At 63.1% G+C, this 15391-nt stretch carries 15 protein-coding genes; 11 read left to right on the top strand and 4 right to left on the bottom strand.

The features are described 5' to 3' along the window. Window positions 1-65: 65 nt before the first annotated feature. Genes SAC06_RS08775 through SAC06_RS08765 form a run of 3 tightly spaced genes read left to right on the top strand, consistent with a single transcriptional unit; the run spans window position 66 to window position 1184 of the window. Window positions 66-287: a DUF4287 domain-containing protein gene (locus SAC06_RS08775; protein ID WP_350257922.1), complete on the top strand. Its 222-nt coding sequence runs from the start codon at window positions 66-68 to the stop codon at window positions 285-287. Beyond that, entirely contained in the window at window positions 277-504 is a 228-nt protein-coding gene (locus SAC06_RS08770) for a hypothetical protein (RefSeq protein ID WP_350257921.1), read from the top strand. Before SAC06_RS08775 ends, SAC06_RS08770 begins: the two co-directional genes overlap by 11 nt. Beyond that, entirely contained in the window at window positions 501-1184 is a 684-nt protein-coding gene (locus tag SAC06_RS08765; protein ID WP_350257920.1) for a DUF1345 domain-containing protein, read from the top strand. The genes SAC06_RS08770 and SAC06_RS08765 overlap by 4 nt, the downstream gene beginning before the upstream one ends. Here SAC06_RS08765 and SAC06_RS08760 read toward each other — a convergent pair. After that, window positions 1181-2161: a LacI family DNA-binding transcriptional regulator gene (locus tag SAC06_RS08760; protein ID WP_350257919.1), complete on the bottom strand. Its 981-nt coding sequence runs from the start codon at window positions 2159-2161 to the stop codon at window positions 1181-1183. The two genes, SAC06_RS08765 and SAC06_RS08760, sit on opposite strands and share 4 nt — an antisense overlap. A gap of 766 nt (window positions 2162-2927) precedes the next feature. Here SAC06_RS08760 and SAC06_RS08755 point away from each other — a divergent pair. The 3 genes from SAC06_RS08755 (at window position 2928) to SAC06_RS08745 (ending at window position 5616) form a co-directional block, all read left to right on the top strand. Beyond that, on the top strand, window positions 2928-3677 hold the full coding sequence (locus tag SAC06_RS08755; RefSeq protein ID WP_350257918.1) for an ABC transporter ATP-binding protein: 750 nt from the start codon (window positions 2928-2930) through the stop codon (window positions 3675-3677). Window positions 3678-3703: 26 nt separating this feature from the next. Then, a complete protein-coding gene (locus SAC06_RS08750) occupies window positions 3704-4981 on the top strand; it encodes a hypothetical protein (RefSeq protein ID WP_350257917.1) in 1278 nt (425 codons plus the stop codon). Window positions 4982-5313: 332 nt separating this feature from the next. Continuing rightward, window positions 5314-5616, top strand: a complete 303-nt coding sequence (locus SAC06_RS08745) for a hypothetical protein (protein ID WP_350257916.1) — start codon at window positions 5314-5316, stop codon at window positions 5614-5616. A 144-nt stretch (window positions 5617-5760) separates the two neighbouring features. On the opposite strand, the gene iolG is transcribed toward SAC06_RS08745, so the two are convergent. The 3 genes from iolG to SAC06_RS08730 all read right to left on the bottom strand — a co-directional run bounded on the left by iolG (window position 5761) and on the right by SAC06_RS08730 (window position 8749). After that, a complete protein-coding gene (gene iolG / locus SAC06_RS08740) occupies window positions 5761-6741 on the bottom strand; it encodes an inositol 2-dehydrogenase (protein ID WP_350257915.1) in 981 nt (326 codons plus the stop codon). 16 nt (window positions 6742-6757) lie between these two features. Next, a complete protein-coding gene (locus SAC06_RS08735; RefSeq protein WP_350257914.1) occupies window positions 6758-7834 on the bottom strand; it encodes a transaldolase family protein in 1077 nt (358 codons plus the stop codon). Window positions 7835-7972: 138 nt separating this feature from the next. Then, window positions 7973-8749, bottom strand: coding sequence for a GntR family transcriptional regulator (locus SAC06_RS08730; RefSeq protein ID WP_350257913.1), 777 nt, complete (start codon window positions 8747-8749; stop codon window positions 7973-7975). A 164-nt stretch (window positions 8750-8913) separates the two neighbouring features. On the opposite strand from SAC06_RS08730, the gene iolC reads away from it, so the two are divergent. From iolC to SAC06_RS08705, 5 genes are all read left to right on the top strand, one after another. After that, complete coding sequence (gene iolC / locus SAC06_RS08725; RefSeq protein ID WP_350257912.1) at window positions 8914-9930, top strand: 5-dehydro-2-deoxygluconokinase; 1017 nt, start codon at window positions 8914-8916, stop codon at window positions 9928-9930. Window positions 9931-9933: 3 nt separating this feature from the next. Beyond that, complete coding sequence (locus tag SAC06_RS08720) at window positions 9934-10800, top strand: deoxyribose-phosphate aldolase (protein ID WP_350257911.1); 867 nt, start codon at window positions 9934-9936, stop codon at window positions 10798-10800. Next, window positions 10797-11675, top strand: coding sequence for a 5-deoxy-glucuronate isomerase (gene iolB, locus SAC06_RS08715; RefSeq protein WP_350257910.1), 879 nt, complete (start codon window positions 10797-10799; stop codon window positions 11673-11675). The genes SAC06_RS08720 and iolB overlap by 4 nt, the downstream gene beginning before the upstream one ends. A 9-nt stretch (window positions 11676-11684) precedes the next feature. Beyond that, window positions 11685-13583, top strand: a complete 1899-nt coding sequence (gene iolD / locus SAC06_RS08710; RefSeq protein ID WP_350257909.1) for a 3D-(3,5/4)-trihydroxycyclohexane-1,2-dione acylhydrolase (decyclizing) — start codon at window positions 11685-11687, stop codon at window positions 13581-13583. Between the two features lie 219 nt (window positions 13584-13802). Next, entirely contained in the window at window positions 13803-15314 is a 1512-nt protein-coding gene (locus SAC06_RS08705; protein WP_350257908.1) for a CoA-acylating methylmalonate-semialdehyde dehydrogenase, read from the top strand. Window positions 15315-15391 lie beyond the last annotated feature (77 nt).

The following is a 15391-nucleotide window of genomic DNA, read 5'->3' as shown; positions in this document are numbered from 1 at the left end:
CTCTGGCAGCCGGGCCCAACCCGTGCTAGCGTCAGTTTCCACAGGCATGATCCAAGGGAGGCTGCATGGCTGAGTCGGGGGCAGGACCGCGCTCATATTTCCCCTCCATTGAGGCGAAGTATGGGAAGCCGATTGAGGAGTGGATTGCTCTTCTCCGTCCACTCGCCGGTCGTAAACACATGGAGCAAGTAGCGTTCTTGAAGGAGCAGGGCATGGGTCACGGTCATGCCAACGCGCTGGTGCACGTGTTTCGGGCCGAGTACCGGGGGGACCAAAGTGACGAATGAGTCTGTGCCGGAGCTGCCGCTCTTGCGTCGACGCTCCCAGGCGGTGGCGGTTCGGGTTCGACGCGCCGGCTGCGTGGCGACCACCCTGCGGGGACGCGCCGCTGCCGAGCTGGTCACCCGCCTCGAACTGGACCCAAGCCTCACCCCCACCCTGGTTTCGGTCGGAGCTCCCATTCCGGGGGCCGATGCCACCCCGGAACGACTTACCTCCAAATGAAGCGTCTTTCCCTGCGGGCAAAAGTTCGCTGGAACACCTCCCTGGTCCTCGGCCTGGTGGTGGCCGCGGTGACGGTTGCCGCCCTGCGCGGTCTTGATTCGAAAGACTGGCCGTGGACCGCTCTTCCCGCCGGTCTGCTGGCCGGCTGGTCCGTGCTGGCGCTGATCAACGTGACCTGGGTGCTGCTACTGGTCTGGCCGATGGATGCGCGGGCGACGCGGACTCACGCCACCGCTGAGGATCCGGGACATAAGCTGGCCCGAACCACCGCCACCGTTGGGAGCGTCGTCAGTCTGGGGGCGGTGGTCATCGTCATCATCCAGGCCGGGCAGGCCCAAGGCTGGGTGGCCATCGCGCTGGGGGCGCTCTCGCTGATATCCGTCGTTGGTTCCTGGGCGCTGATTCAGGTGAACTATATGCTGCACTACGCCCGGGTCTACTTTGAACCCGACCCGGATGGTGAGCCCCTGGGCGGAATCAACTTCAACCAGGAGGAGCCGCCTGAGTACACCGATTTTGCCTACTTCACGGTCGGTTTGGGCATGACCTACCAGGTGGCCGACACCAGCCTGACAAGAAACACGATGCGCCGAATCGCCTTCATGCAGACCACGCTGGCCTACCTGTTCGGGGCCGGGATTCTGGCCGTGGCCATCAATGCGGTGGCCGACCTGGGCTAGGAGCTGGCCCGGTGGGCCAACTCCGGATGGCTGACCGCCTCGCGCGCGGGAAGGTCCGGGGTTTGTCCCCGTCCGACCAGCAGCTCCAGGGCCAGGCCCACCAGCTGTGAGCACTTCTGCCTGACTGAGCTGAGCTGAATCTCTGGGCGTTGGGCCAGGTGGGTGTCGTCGTAGCTGACGACCCCCACGTCCTGGCCGGGGGAGTAGCCCATCGCTCGCAGAGCGGTGATGACGTCCACTCCCAGCAGGTCGTTATGCGTGATGATGGCCGGGCGACCCCCGCCGTACAGGGCCCGGCGCAGGACCGGGGCCAAAGCCTGGTCGTTGGCGGCAATCACGTGGGTGAACGGCAGGTCCCCGGCGGCCTCCTGCAAAGCGCGAGCCCGCCCCTCCACCCCCCGGTCCTTCCTTGCGTCGCGCGGAGTCAGGTGCCAGACCCGCTCCCAGCCGCGGGACTGGAGGTGGCGAAAAACCGTGGTGGCCGCCTCCCCCTCGTCCATCCGAACGACGTCGACCATGTCTCCGATGGGCTCCGCTCCCAGGACAACCATCGGGACCGAGCGCCCCAAACGTTGCAGATCCACGTCGGGTGAAGCGGGTGCGACCACCACGCAGCCGGCCACCCGCATCTCCAGCAGCTTTCGAATCACGGTTTGCTCGCGAAGGGGGTCGTTGCCGGTGGTGACCACCAGGGGCAGTAGGCCCAGGTCCTCCGCGTGCCGGTTTACCTCGGCGATGACGCTTTCGAAGAACGGGTTCCGCAGGCCGGGGAGCACCACCCCCAGGGCGGTTGGAAGGCCGCCGGCCAGGAAGGCGGCGCTCAGGTTCCGCACGTAGCCCAGTTGGTCAGCGACCTGCAGAATTCGCGCCTTGGTCTGGGGGGACACCCCCGGCGAATCGGAAAGGGCCAGCGAGACCAAACCCCGGGAAACCCCGGCGGCCTCAGCCACGTCTCGCTGGGTAGGGCGGCGTTCCATCAGGTCTCCTTCCTGGTGTTTCAACAGATTAGCACCAGTTGCCTACCTAATCGAGAGATAGCTAACAGGTTGCCATAAGGGTATTGGTAGAACATGTTTAACGCGCGTCAAGATCGGTTGGAGAGATCGGGGCGACGGCTGCTTTTGGACACAGCTAGGGGCGGAGCGGGGACTCGGATGCAGGCGGGTGGCGGGGTCCAAACTGGCTGCAGAAGGGCCGATTGTTTGTAGCATAGAAGGCAGAGCTTTTGCGGAAAATGAGGCCTGGGCGGGACCAGTCGCCTGTGCTACGCTCGTGACTATGGCGTATATCCCCATAGTTATCGCCTGATACATGATTTGCGTCCAAGGGAGGGTGCAACTAATGAAGGGAGAATTGTTAGTCTGAATAAGATTTGTTAGCGGCGGCCGCACCCCTAGAATTCCTCGACGCGATGGTGCTACCAACGATGGTGCCATCGCCAACCGTCAGCCCACCGCGGCGTGCCTCTACCATGAGGTCGGCGAACCTAAGGTATTGACCAGCCGGATCCAAGCATTGGCGGTCGTGTCGCGGTGGAGCAATCAGGGTCCGCCTGTCTCTCTTGGTGTCGAGAGCATTTAGGAGTGAAGGTACAGAGCATTTGTCTCCACAGTTGGTCAATCCATCGGGGCTGACTCGTGGTGACTGGGCCCAACCTCCCGTTAGGGAGGGACCAGTTCTCGCGGGTCAACATGACGTCAGGTGATTCACGCTCGGGGGCTAACGAAACCGAATGGGAGTGTTATGAATATTGCTGAACTGAATGGCGTGTCGTACCGATATGGTCGACGGAGAGCACTCGATGATCTCTCAGTCACCTTTAGTCCGGGAATTACGGGACTGTTGGGGCCAAATGGGGCTGGTAAGTCGACGCTGTTATCAGTTTTGTCAACGCTCCGGAGTGTGCGTGAAGGCGTCGTCCATGTGATGGGTCATGATGTAGGAACGGCCAAGGGGAGATTGGCTGCGCGGAAGGTCATTGGCGTGCTTCCCCAGTCTCCCGAGTTAGTGGGCTGGATGCGCGTTGCTGATACCGTGGCCTATTCGGCCTGGACACACGGTATCGATACCAAAGAATGTGGCATCAGTGCCACCCAAGCGCTTCAAGCAGTAGGTCTCGACCACAGCTACTGGTCAAGGAAGGTTGGTTCCCTCTCAGGCGGAGAGCGGCAAAGGGTTGGACTCGCAGCTGCAATCGCTCACCGCCCAGCACTCCTACTCCTGGATGAGCCAACGTCGGGGCTGGACCCGAAATCGCGAATGGACCTGCGTAGAGTTCTGGTCTCTCTCAGCACCGACACCTCGGTGATCATCTCAACCCACCTCGTGGAGGACGTCATTCACACCAGCACGAACCTCATTGTGCTCGATATCGGAAAACTGGTTTACCAAGGACCCGTGGAAGGACTTCGCCCGACCGGAAACCTTGAGGAGCGACTCGGATCAGATCTTGAGCTGGGATATGAACAGCTACTGGGCGGAGGCGGGCAGTGACACGGCAGCCCGATGCTCGCAGGCGTGTGCCTTCCTGGCCGGTGCCGCTGATAGCTGTCATTGGCGTGGTGGTGGTGGTCGCAGTAGCCATCATTGTCATTGGACTCCAAGTGCAGGGGTGGAGGTTTGTGAGCCTGTCCCACCTGTCTGGGATTCCCCGAGAGGCAATGCTGGTCTACGCCCCGATAATTGCCGCCATCGCCTGCTACACCACCGGCGCACTCAGTGCCAAACGCTCCCCAGCAAGTTCCCTGATCGCGATTAGGCGCACCCGAGAGCTTCCTGCCCTCATCCTGGCTTGGATTCTCGGTGCCGCCTTGGTTGGGTATTTTGTTGGCGGAGGAGTCATCATCGCTATGTACGCCCCGCATGCTCTTGATGGAAGCGTGAACTGGTTTGAGTTTGTCTTCAGTTCGTTGCAACTCATCGCTTTGGTTGAGCTCGCAATCCTCTTGGGGTTTCTCTCGTTCCGGTGGTGGATGAGTCTACTTGCAGCGCTAGCAACCCTGGTGTGGATGTTTGTTCTGCCCGTACTCTTTGGATACTTGCCCATCACGCAGCAGTACAGCGTGGGCTACGAGTTTCTTTTCCCTGCCACCCCCGCATTTCGGCACGAACCCTACGCCGGAATGCGCTCAATTTCCGTCGTGATCCTCTGGGTCCTGATCGTGTGTGTCCTGGCGGCCATCATCTTCTGGGCTGTCAGCATCCAAGCCCGCCTTGCCACCTTCCCTACTCTCGTGGCCATCCTGGGCGTCCTCTGCCTCGCAGCTTGCACGTGGGTTATTACTGACGCCCGACCTTTCTATGCCGATCCTAAGCCAGGAGAAACCGTGTGTGCTACGGAGGCAGAGTGGGAATACTGCGTCGCATATGAAGAACAAGGATCTTTGCCGGAGCTTATTAGCCTTTCCCAACCCATAATTCAAAGCGCTGGAGTCCTTGCTGAGGGGCCGCACCGAGTGGTCTCAACAACCGTTTGGGCATGGGAAGGCCGCCCCGAATCTCCCAGAACTACCGCAGTTGAAGCAGTCAATCACCTCAGCCCTCCCTCAACCAACGGCATCGCTGGGATGCTATCCGGGCTAAGTGCGTGCGAACAGGATGGCGGACTTGAGTTTGGGGAGTCCGAGGAGCGAGCCCTTGGTTTGGCGACTTGGCTTGCGGGTGATGAGAAGTGGATTGAATCCACTGAGGTAGGGCAAGCCCTAAATGCAGCCACTCCCACCGTGCGCAACCAATGGTTTGAGACGTACAGGGACGAGATTGCTTCCTGTCAACTTGCGGGCGTGCCCCTCCCATGAGTAAAGAACCTATCGCCGACCGCCCTCAACTAGCGGTGAGAGACCCCCGAGTTCCCATCATCCTGTTTGCTGTTGGCACTATTGTTCTGCTTTGGTGGGACCTGCCAAAGTTCTACGTCTCGGCAACGATGACAGCGATACCGATCGAACTCCACCCGCTGGAGTATCTGCCCGTAGTCGTTGGAATCATGCTCAGCATCTATTTCGCCCCCCGGTTTCGGACCTGGGAGCAACTGGGCACAAGGCGGAACTCGGTTCAAGCGATCATCTCAACCCTAACCACAATCGTCGTTCCATTCGCAATGTCACTCCTGGCGGCAATCCGATTTCCGGTGACTACTCAAGACCCCAAACTCTTGTCGACCAACGTCCTCATCGTCTGCGCACTTGCCTCGTTGCTGGTAGGAGTTCTCGGTAGGCTCTGGGGACTGATCCTCTTCATTGCCACCTACTATGGTTCCATTGTCTTCGCAGCAGAACTCCCTGACCAGGCTCACTGGGGACTTCGGACCCTGTTCACGGTAGGTGTCGAAACCTACTCCACCATTCAGTGGCCCTGGATCATCGTCCTCATCACGTTCGCACTGCTGTACGCCTGGTTTCGCCGATCAATTCCCATCATCCACCACCCATAAGGCAACGCCTGTGGAAGCGGGGTCCACTACTGAGCCGCGCTCAAGCTGAGCGGTCCAGCCGACCCGGCGAGCGCCCAAGCGAGGTCGGCCAAAGATAGCAGTGGGCCGGAACCACGAATGGTCCCGGCCCGAACTGGTTGCTGGCTAGAGCTGTACCACCTGGCCACTGCGGGCCGACTGGTCGCAGGCGACCGCGAGGCGCAGCGATTCGACGCCGTCTCTGACCGAGGGCGACAGGGCGGTGCCGGCCGCGACCCCGGCCAGGAACGCATCCAGTTCCAGCGAGTAAGCCTCGGCGTACCGGTCCAGGAAGAAATCCAGGTACGGTTCCCGCGCGGCCGAAACGTCAGCCGTGTTCAGCGCCATGGCAGTGGGCCGCAGGTTGTCCACCACCGCGGACCCGGCGTTGCCAAAGATCTCCAGCCGCTGGTCGTAGCCGGTGGCGCAGTGACGTGAGTTGGTGACGGTTGCGACCTTGCCGTCGGCAGAGATCAGGGTGATGATGGCTCCGTCGAAGTCGCCCGTATCGGCCAGCTCCGGATCCATGTTCAAGCCCACGGCGCTCACCTGCGCAATGTCGCCAATCAGGAACCGGGCCATATCCAGGTCGTGGATGCTCATGTCCTTGAAGATGCCGCCGGAGACAGCAATGTAGGACTTTGGCGGCGCGGCCGGGTCCCGCGAGATGATGGATACCTGCTCGACCTGACCCAGCTCGCCTCGGTCCGCAGCCGCTTTGGCGGCGGCAAAGGAGGGATCGAAACGCCGGTTGAACCCGACCATCACCCGGGGGTTCAGCCCTTCCAGGTCACGGGCCAACTGCTCGGCCTCTTCGACAGAGGCGGCCAGCGGCTTCTCGCACAGCACCGCTTTTCCGGTGCGGGTGGAGGCCAGCACCTGCTGGGCGTGCAGCGGGGTGGGGGAGCAGATGATGACGGCGTCCACGTCGCTGTTGATCACCTCGTCCGCATCGGTGGTGGCGCTCCCACCGTAGCGGGCGGCTAGCGCCTCGGCAGCTCCGGGCACCGGGTCGGCAATCAGGGACAGTTCGGCGGTGGGGCTGGCCGCGACGGCCCGGGCGTGAACCTGGCCAATCCGGCCGGCACCGATGATTCCAATTTTCATGACGGGCCTTTCTGGGTTACGGGGCGGGGACGATGACGTCGCGGACCAGGGCGTCGAGCTTAGCGTCGGCGTCGAGGAACTGGCGCAGGGTCAGCTTGGTGGGGCCGAACTCCTCGAACTCTTCGACCGTCAGGCCGTCGACTTCGTAGGCGCGGTTGAAGTCGGGGATCCGCCGCAGCTGGTCCACGTAGTACGGGTCGACCGGGACGCTCATTCGCTCCACCGGGACGTAGTCGGAGTTGTTGATGATCTGCTGCCACTTGAACGGGGGCGAGACCACGACGTCGCCGCCCTGGAACTCGGACCACTGCAGAACGTTGCGGAATGCGGCCGCCAACACGCGCGAGCGGAAACCGCGCTCCTGGAAGATGGCGTAGGCCTTCTTCATGGCCGCCACCCCGGCCCACTCGAGGGCGGAGGAGTCAAGGAAGATTTGGTCGCGGGCGACTACCTTCTTCATCCAGTCGTCGAGGCGGCCCACCATGATGGTGACCACCGGTGCCATCTGGGAAATGTCGTGGCCGGCCTGCTGGCGCCGATCCAGTCCCCGTTCAATCGCCTCGGCCGCGCGAACCGCCTGCGCCACTGTGAAGGACACGGTGACGTTGATCGACACGCCCCGGAAGGTGGCCTCCTCGATTGCGACCAGCCCGGTCTTGGTGGCCGGAATCTTGACGATGATGTTCTTAGCCAGGTGGTGAAACTCCTCCGCCTGGTCGGCCAAAGCGGCGGGATTCCGGTGGAAGCGTGGGTCGGTCTGCACGCTGAGGCGACCGTTGCGCCCCTCGTACCGCTCAAATGCGGGTTCGAGCAGGGCAGCGGCCTCTTTCGACATGTTCTTCACGGCCTGCCAACCGATTTCCGATTCGCCCCAGGTGGGGTGCTCGGCCGCCAGCTGGCGAATGCGGTCGTTCCAGATTTCCGGGTGGCCCGAGATGGTCGTGTAGGCAATCACCGGGTTGCAGGTGGCGCCCACTCCGCCAAACGAAATGGACTGGCGCAGCTCATCCAGGTCGGAGGAGTCGTTCCACAAAACGGTGGGGAACTGCCTGGTTGCTTCGAGCAGTGGACCGGGGGTTGGTTCAATCGTCATTGGTTTCTCCAGGGAGGGGTCTTCACTAGGTTGAAGGACGCAACCAGGCCGGCCGGCGACGGTCGACATGTACGCACCCTTATCACTACTAGCTAAGAACAATATGACGTCGTTGTCAACCCTTTGTGCAGACAAAGCCTATTCGGCGGCGGAGGTGAATGACAGTTGATACAGCGTAGGGTTGTAAATATGGGAGCCGTACTCCACCGCGCGCCCGTTCTTGTCAAAGACGGTCTGCTTCATCGTGAGGACTGCTTCGCCCTTATGCATCGACAGAATCTGCGCCTCCCGATCGGAGGCATTGCGGGCCCCCACCCGGTGCTGAGCGGTGGACAGCACCACGCCCCGCGCGCGCATGCAGTCGTAGAGGCCACCCTCGGACAGCTCGGTCAGGGTCGGGGAGATGTCACCCGGCAGCAGGTTGACCAGCAGCGCCAGCGGTTCCCCGTTGGAGAAGCGGACCCGTTCCACCCGAACAATCTCGATGCCCTCTTCGCACTGGAGCAGCTCGGCTTCTTTCGCCCCGGCCAGGCGCACCTCGTAGCTCAAAATGTCAGTACTGGTTTCAAACCCCGCTTTTTGCAGGTCGGAGTTGAGCGAGGTGAGGCCCACCGGCCGGTGGACCTGGGACGGGGTGACCCGGGTACCGATCCCGCGCCGGCGGGTGAGCAAGCCCCGGTTGACCAGATCCTGGAGTGCCCGACGGGTGGTTGGGCGCGAGACATTCAGGCGCTTGGCCATCGAGACTTCGTCTTCAATCAACGTGTTCATCGGGATGGTGCCCGCCAGAATCAGGCGCTCAAGCGGCTCGGAGATCTGGGCGTGCAGCGGGGTGGAAGAGCTGCGGTCCAACTCAATATCGAGCACGTAGGGTTCGGAAACGGTTCCCTTCCGAGAGGTCTTTGTCGGGCTCATGACGGTCTTCCCCTTTGAGACAGGTGACATAGATGACTAGCAGTATAGCCGTTTTGCGCGACAATTCCCACTGAGCGAAAGACTATGTTAGAACAAAGCTTGACTATGGGGTCGCGATGAGCGATGATAGACGTGTCAGATCAAACAAAGAGGTGAGACAGCTCATGATGAACATAGCGCCCAGCAAGCCGTCCGGTGTTCCGCTGGATGTCCTGACAATCGGCCGATGCGGTATCGATATCTATCCCCTTCAGACCGGAGTTGGCCTGGAAAAGGTGACGTCTTTTGGCAAGTTTCTGGGCGGGTCTCCCACCAATGTGGCGGTGGCAGCGGCCCGGTACGGCAACTCTGCCGCCACGGTCACCGGCGTGGGTGACGACCCGTTCGGCCGCTTCATCAAGCAGGAAATGGCTCGACTCGGAGTCGATCCCGAATATGTCGTAACAAATCCGTCGTTCCATACCCCGGTCACCTTCTGTGAGATCTTCCCGCCCGACGACTTCCCCCTCTACTTCTACCGTTCCCCTTCGGCTCCGGACCTGGAGCTCGGGGTGCAGGACATCCCGATGGAAACCGTCCGCCAGGCCCGGGTGTTCTGGCTGTCGGTGACGGGCCTGTCGGTGGAACCCTCGCGCTCCGCTCATTTTGCCGCCCTCCAGCAGCGGGGTCGCCCGCGCGCTGAAGACGCCAAGTGGAGCATTGCCGACCTGGACTACCGTCCCGTGTTCTGGGAGTCACCCGAGGCGGCCCGCACCCACGTGCAGAACATGCTGCAGCACGTCAACGTCGCCATCGGCAACAAGGAGGAATGTCAGGTGGCGGTGGGAGAGACCGATCCCGACCGCGCGGCCGACGCCCTGCTCGACCTGGGGCTCGACATTGCCGTGGTCAAGCAGGGCCCGCGCGGAACCCTGGCCAAGACCCGGGAAGAGCGGATCGTGGTTCCGGTAACCCCGGTGGAGGTCTGCAACGGCCTGGGGGCGGGAGACGCTTTTGGCGGTGCCTTCTGCCACGCGCTGCTGTCCGGGTGGGAGGTGGCTCGGGCCACCCAGTTCGCCTCGACCGCCGGGGCGATCGTGGCGTCCCGCCTCGAATGCTCCACCGCGATGCCGACCGAAGCTGAAGTCTTCGACATGATTGACCAAAATCCGGGCTCTGCCCCCACTGTGGAAAAGCGATAACCGATGTCTCTGATTGAAAAACTCTCATTCCGTCGCGCCTACGAGCCGGGCGCGGTCGAAAGTGCGCTCCGCGATCGTCAGCGGGGCCCGGCCCTCGCCCCGGGGCAGAAAATCCTCGTCCTAGCCTGCGACCACCCCGCTCGCGGAGCATTGGGGGCGGGCAGTGATCCGCTGGCGATGGCCTCGCGGGAGGAAGTCCTGCGCCGGTGCCAGCAGATCATGGCCCACCCCGGGGTGGGTGGGTTCCTGGGGACGGCGGACCTGGTTGAAGATCTGGCCCTACTGGGATCCCTGGAAGGTAAGTACGTGTGGGGGTCGATGAACCGGGGCGGGCTGGCCGGGGCCAGCTTTGAGATGGACGACCGGTTCACCGGCTACGACGCTCAGGGAGTGGCCGAGGCGGGGCTGGATGGGGGCAAGATGCTCCTGCGGGTGAACTATGAGGACGCCGGTTCGGCTCGCACTATCGAGCACTGTGCCCGGGCGGTGACCGAACTGGGCCGGCTCCAACTCAATGCGATGGTGGAACCGTTCATCTCCCGCTGGCAGGATGGCCAGATTGTCAACGACCTCAGCCCGGACGCCGTGATCAAATCGATTGCCATTGCTCAGGGGCTGGGGCCCAGCACCGCTCACACCTGGCTGAAACTGCCGGCGGTCGACGAGATGGACCGGGTGATGGAGGCAACCACGCTGCCGAGCTTGATTCTCGGGGGTGCCGTCAGCCAAGATGTAGAAGGTACTTACAAACGGTGGCAAGAGACATTACAATTGCCTAATGTGGTCGGGCTGGTGATCGGCAGGTCCCTGCTCTTCCCGCCCGACGGTGATGTTGACGGTGCCGTCAACCGACTAGTGGAGATGCTATGAGTGACAACGAGAAGTATCTGATCAAGGATGGGTCCACCGCCCACGACGTCTTCGAATGTGACGTGACCACCGAGCGGGCGGGGTGGGAGTTCTCCTCGATCCGGGTGGTGAACCTGGCTCCGGGCCAATCCGTTCAGGTGCCGGGGGGAGAGGCCGAACTGCTGGTGCTTCCGCTCGCGGGCGGGGTCACGGTCACGGTGGGGGAGCGGGACTTCTCCCTGGCCGGCCGGGAGTCGATCTGGACCGACCTGACCGACTATCTGTACGTGCCGCGGCGCTGCGACTTCACCCTCACCAGTGAGCACGGTGGGCGCTTTGCCCTGCCCGGTGCGGTTGCCACCGCTGACTTTCCGGTCCGCTACTGCCCCCGATCCGAGGTGGTGACCGCCCTGCGCGGGGCCGGCCCCTCCTCGCGTCAAGTGAACAACTACGCCCTCGGAAACGAGGTGGACACCTCCCACCTGCTGGTGTGCGAGGTCCTCACCCCCGGGGGAAACTGGTCCTCCTACCCGCCCCACAAGCACGATGAGCACAACGACGTGGAGCGCAAGCTAGAGGAGATCTACTACTACCAGGTGCGCCAGGGCCCAGGGGAGGCGGACGGCTTCGCCTTCCAGCGGGTCTACACCTCCTCGGCCGGAGAGGTCGACGTCTGCACCGAGGTGCGCAACGGCGACGTGGTGGTGATGCCGTTTGGCTACCACGGCCCCGCGGCGGCCGCCCCCGGCTACGACCTGTACTACCTCAACGTCATGGCCGGGCCGGCCGAAGACTCCCAGTGGCTGATGACCGACGACCCGCATCACGCCTGGATCCGCGACACCTGGCCGGACCAGACCGTCGATCCGCGCCTCCCAATGACCCCGATGAACTAAGGAAACCTCATGGCAAACTCTGAACAGACGGTCCGCCTGACCGCCGCCCAAGCCACCATCCGCTTCCTGGTCAACCAGTATTCGGAGCGCGACGGCGTGGAACAACGCCTAATTGCCGGAGCGTTTGGCATTTTCGGGCACGGCAACGTGGCGGGCCTGGGGCAGGCCCTGCTCCAAAACGAGCTCGACCCCGAGCACGACGGGGACCGCATGCCCTACATCATGCCCCGGAACGAGCAGGGGATGGTCCACGCGGCCTCCGCCTATGCCAAGACGAAGAACCGGCTTCAAACCATGATGTGCACCAGCTCGATTGGCCCCGGAGCGCTGAATATGGTCACCGGTGCTGCCACCGCGACCACCAACCGGCTGCCGGTGCTGCTGTTCCCCTCCGACCAGTTTGCCAACCGGCGCCCCGACCCGGTTCTGCAGCAGATCGAGAACCCGATGACCCTGGCCGTGAGCGTCAACGATGCGTTCCGTCCGGTGTCGGCCTTCTTCGATCGGATCGAGCGGCCCGAGCAGCTGATTCCCTCGCTGATGCAGGCCATGCAGGTGCTGACAGACCCGGCGGCAACCGGCGCGGTCACGATCGCCTTCCCGCAGGATGTGCAGGCGGAAGCCTACGACTACCCGCTCTCTTTCTTTGAGAAGCGCGTCTGGCACGTCCGGCGCACCCCGCCCGAGCAGGCGGCGCTGGACCGGGCGGTGGCCCTGATCAAATCTGCTCGGCGCCCGCTGATTGTGGCCGGGGGCGGCGTCATCTACTCGGAGGCGTCCGCTGAGCTGCGCGCTCTGGCCCGGACAACCGGGATTCCCGTGGCCGACACCCAGGCCGGCAAGGGCGCGATCAACTGGGACAGCCCCCAGGCGGTTGGCGGGGTCGGCTCAACCGGCTCGAACTCAGCCAACCATGTGGCGGCCGAAGCCGACGTGGTGATCGGGATCGGAACCCGCTACTCCGACTTCACCACCGCCTCGCATACGGCCTTCAAGCAGCCCGACGTCAAGTTCGTCAACGTGAACGTGCTGCCGTTTGACGCGATCAAGCACGGGGCGGAGATGGTGGTCGCCGACGCCCGGGAAACCCTGCGGGCACTGACGGAGGCGCTGGCGGACTACCGGGTAGAGGAAGAATTTGCCGCTCAGATTTCCCAGTGGAAGGCAGAATGGGACGAGGAGTATGACCGCAACGCGAATCGCCAGTTGCAGCCGGTCCCGGCCCAGACGGAAATTTTCGCCGCACTGAACGATCTGATGGGCGAGCGCGACATTGTCATCAACGCGGCCGGCTCGATGCCCGGCGACCTGCAGGCGCTGTGGCGGGCCTCCACCCCCGAGCAGTACCACGTGGAGTACGCCTTCTCTTGCATGGGCTACGAGATTCCGGCGGCCCTCGGGGTGAAGCTGGCCGCTCCGGATTCCGAAGTGGTGGCCATCGTCGGGGACGGCACCTACCAGATGCTGCCGATGGAACTGGCCACCATCGTGCAGGAAAACCAGAAGGTGATCCTGGTGCTGCTGCAAAACTACGGGTTTGCCTCCATCGGCTCGCTCTCAGAGTCGCGCGGATCGCAGCGCTTTGGGACCCAGTACCAGGAGGGGGGCGCCACTCACCGCGAAACCGGCGAGCGGATTCCCGGGGTGGACATTGCGGCCAACGCCCGATCCTGGGGGGTTGACGTGCTCGAAGTGTCGTCGGTCGAAGATTTCCGCCGGGCCTACCGCCAGGCGGAGGCCTCGGACCGGGCCACCATGATCTACGTGGAGACCGCCCTGAAGGGGCCCAACCCCGACTCGATTTCGTGGTGGGATGTGGCCGTTCCGGAGGTGTCCCGGATCGAGTCCACCCGCCAGGCCCGGCGCGAATATGAGGAAGCATTGAAGGAACAGCGCTTCTACCTCTGACCCGGCCCAACTGATTGATCTGCCCCCTGCCACCCGTCGCGGTAGGGGGCAGTTCGCTCCCCGAACCGGCGACCAAAGCCGGTGTGCCCCAGGCAACTTTTTAATTGTTAGGACAAAAGTCTCGATTTGTGCTAAGGTGGGCGCATAGGACGCGGTGGGTGCCGCCGGGACCTACTGGATGCCTAGAGATTTTCGCTGTGGAAAAAGAGGAGCACACTGATGACATCTACCGAACTGCCAGTCCTGAACCAGTGGATTGATGGCCAGGTTTCCCCCGGCGCGCCAGCTGACAGCGTGGCGGTGGAGAACCCGGGAACCGGCGCTGCGATCGCCACCTTGAACTTCACCTGTGCGGCCGACCTGGATCGAACCGTCGAAGCTGCCCGCCGGGCCCAAACCCAGTGGGCCCGGGTGTCCCTGGCTCGCCGAACCGAAGTCATGTTCAAGATGCGCGAGCTGATCCTGGCCAACCAGGATCGCATTGCCCAGGCCATCGTGGCCGAACACGGCAAGAACTACTCCGACGCGCTGGGGGAGATCCAGCGGGGGCGCGAGACGCTGGACTTTGCCTGCGGGATCGCTTCTGCGCTCAAGGGTGAGCACACGGTGGACGCCTCGACCGGAATCGACATTCACACGGTTCGCCAACCCGTTGGGGTCGTCGCCGGGATCACCCCGTTCAACTTCCCGATGATGGTGCCGATGTGGATGCACCCGATTGCGCTGGCCACCGGCAACGCCTTCATCCTGAAGCCGCCGTCAACCGCCCCCAGCGCCTCGCTGATCGTGGCCGAGCTGTACCGGGAAGCCGGTCTGCCCGACGGCCTGTTCAACGTGGTCTTTGGGGAAAAAGAACTCGTGACCGGGATTCTGGAGCACCCCGGAATTGACGCTATCTCTTTCGTGGGATCCACCCCGGTAGCCAAGATTATCCGCGACAAGGGCATCGCTGCCGGTAAGCGCGTGCAGGCGCTGGGCGGGGCCAACAACCATGCCATCATCATGCCCGACGCGGACCTGGACTTTGCGGCCCAGCACATTTCCGCCGCCGCTTTTGGGGCGGCGGGGGAACGCTGCATGGCGCTCCCGGTGGTTGTCGCCGTTGGGGGAGTGGGCCCGAAGCTGGCTGAAAAGGTCGCCGCCCACGCCCGCCAGATCAAGGTCGGGTACGGCATGGATGAGGGGGTGGAAATGGGCGCCGTCATCACCAGGGCCGCGAAGGAACGCATCCGCGGTCTGATCGACGACGCGCAGGAGCGCGGCAGCCAGGTGGTGCTGGATGGACGCGACTTCCAGGTGGCCGGCCACGAGGACGGCTTCTTCCTGGCGCCAACCGTCCTGTCCGGCGTGCCGCTGGACGCTCCCGCCTACCGGGAAGAGATCTTCGGTCCGGTGCTGGCCGTGGTGGAAGCCGACTCGTACGAGGAGGCCATCAACCTGGTCAACGGCTCACCTTTTGGCAACGGTGCGGTCATCTTCACCAACGACGGCGGGGTGGCCCGGCGGTTCACCCTTGACGTTCAGGCCGGGATGGTCGGGGTCAACGTGCCGATTCCAACCCCGGTGGCCTACTACTCCTTCGGTGGGTGGAAGGACTCGATGATGGGGGACTATGACATTCACGGCCCCGAAGGCGTCCGGTTCTACACCCGGCTAAAGGCGATCACCAGCCGCTGGCCCTCCGAGGCGGGCACTTACGCCGCCACCATGTCGTTCCAGCGCGAAGAGTAAGCGTCGAACTAACCATGAGGGGGTCACCTGCGGGTGGCCCCCTTTGGTGTCCCCGGTCCTGCTCTAAGGGGTGGGTG

It is taken from the genome of Scrofimicrobium sp. R131, from assembly GCF_040256745.1.
GTDB classification, from domain to species: Bacteria; Actinomycetota; Actinomycetes; order Actinomycetales; family Actinomycetaceae; genus Scrofimicrobium; species Scrofimicrobium appendicitidis.
Note: the sequence above shows the minus strand (reverse complement) of the source record. Positions and strands in the feature narration are given on the sequence as shown.

What these genes read in the sequence shown, in the direction of transcription:
- SAC06_RS08705 (WP_350257908.1), top strand. Translation starts at nt 13,803, where the DNA reads ATGACATCTACCGAACTGCCAGTCCTGAACCAGTGGATTGATGGCCAG.
- SAC06_RS08765 (WP_350257920.1), top strand. Translation starts at nt 501, where the DNA reads ATGAAGCGTCTTTCCCTGCGGGCAAAAGTTCGCTGGAACACCTCCCTG.
- iolC (WP_350257912.1), top strand. Translation starts at nt 8,914, where the DNA reads ATGATGAACATAGCGCCCAGCAAGCCGTCCGGTGTTCCGCTGGATGTC.
- SAC06_RS08720 (WP_350257911.1), top strand. Translation starts at nt 9,934, where the DNA reads ATGTCTCTGATTGAAAAACTCTCATTCCGTCGCGCCTACGAGCCGGGC.
- iolB (WP_350257910.1), top strand. Translation starts at nt 10,797, where the DNA reads ATGAGTGACAACGAGAAGTATCTGATCAAGGATGGGTCCACCGCCCAC.
- SAC06_RS08760 (WP_350257919.1), bottom strand. Translation starts at nt 2,161, where the DNA reads ATGGAACGCCGCCCTACCCAGCGAGACGTGGCTGAGGCCGCCGGGGTT.
- iolG (WP_350257915.1), bottom strand. Translation starts at nt 6,741, where the DNA reads ATGAAAATTGGAATCATCGGTGCCGGCCGGATTGGCCAGGTTCACGCC.
- SAC06_RS08735 (WP_350257914.1), bottom strand. Translation starts at nt 7,834, where the DNA reads ATGACGATTGAACCAACCCCCGGTCCACTGCTCGAAGCAACCAGGCAG.
- SAC06_RS08775 (WP_350257922.1), top strand. Translation starts at nt 66, where the DNA reads ATGGCTGAGTCGGGGGCAGGACCGCGCTCATATTTCCCCTCCATTGAG.
- iolD (WP_350257909.1), top strand. Translation starts at nt 11,685, where the DNA reads ATGGCAAACTCTGAACAGACGGTCCGCCTGACCGCCGCCCAAGCCACC.
- SAC06_RS08730 (WP_350257913.1), bottom strand. Translation starts at nt 8,749, where the DNA reads ATGAGCCCGACAAAGACCTCTCGGAAGGGAACCGTTTCCGAACCCTAC.
- SAC06_RS08755 (WP_350257918.1), top strand. Translation starts at nt 2,928, where the DNA reads ATGAATATTGCTGAACTGAATGGCGTGTCGTACCGATATGGTCGACGG.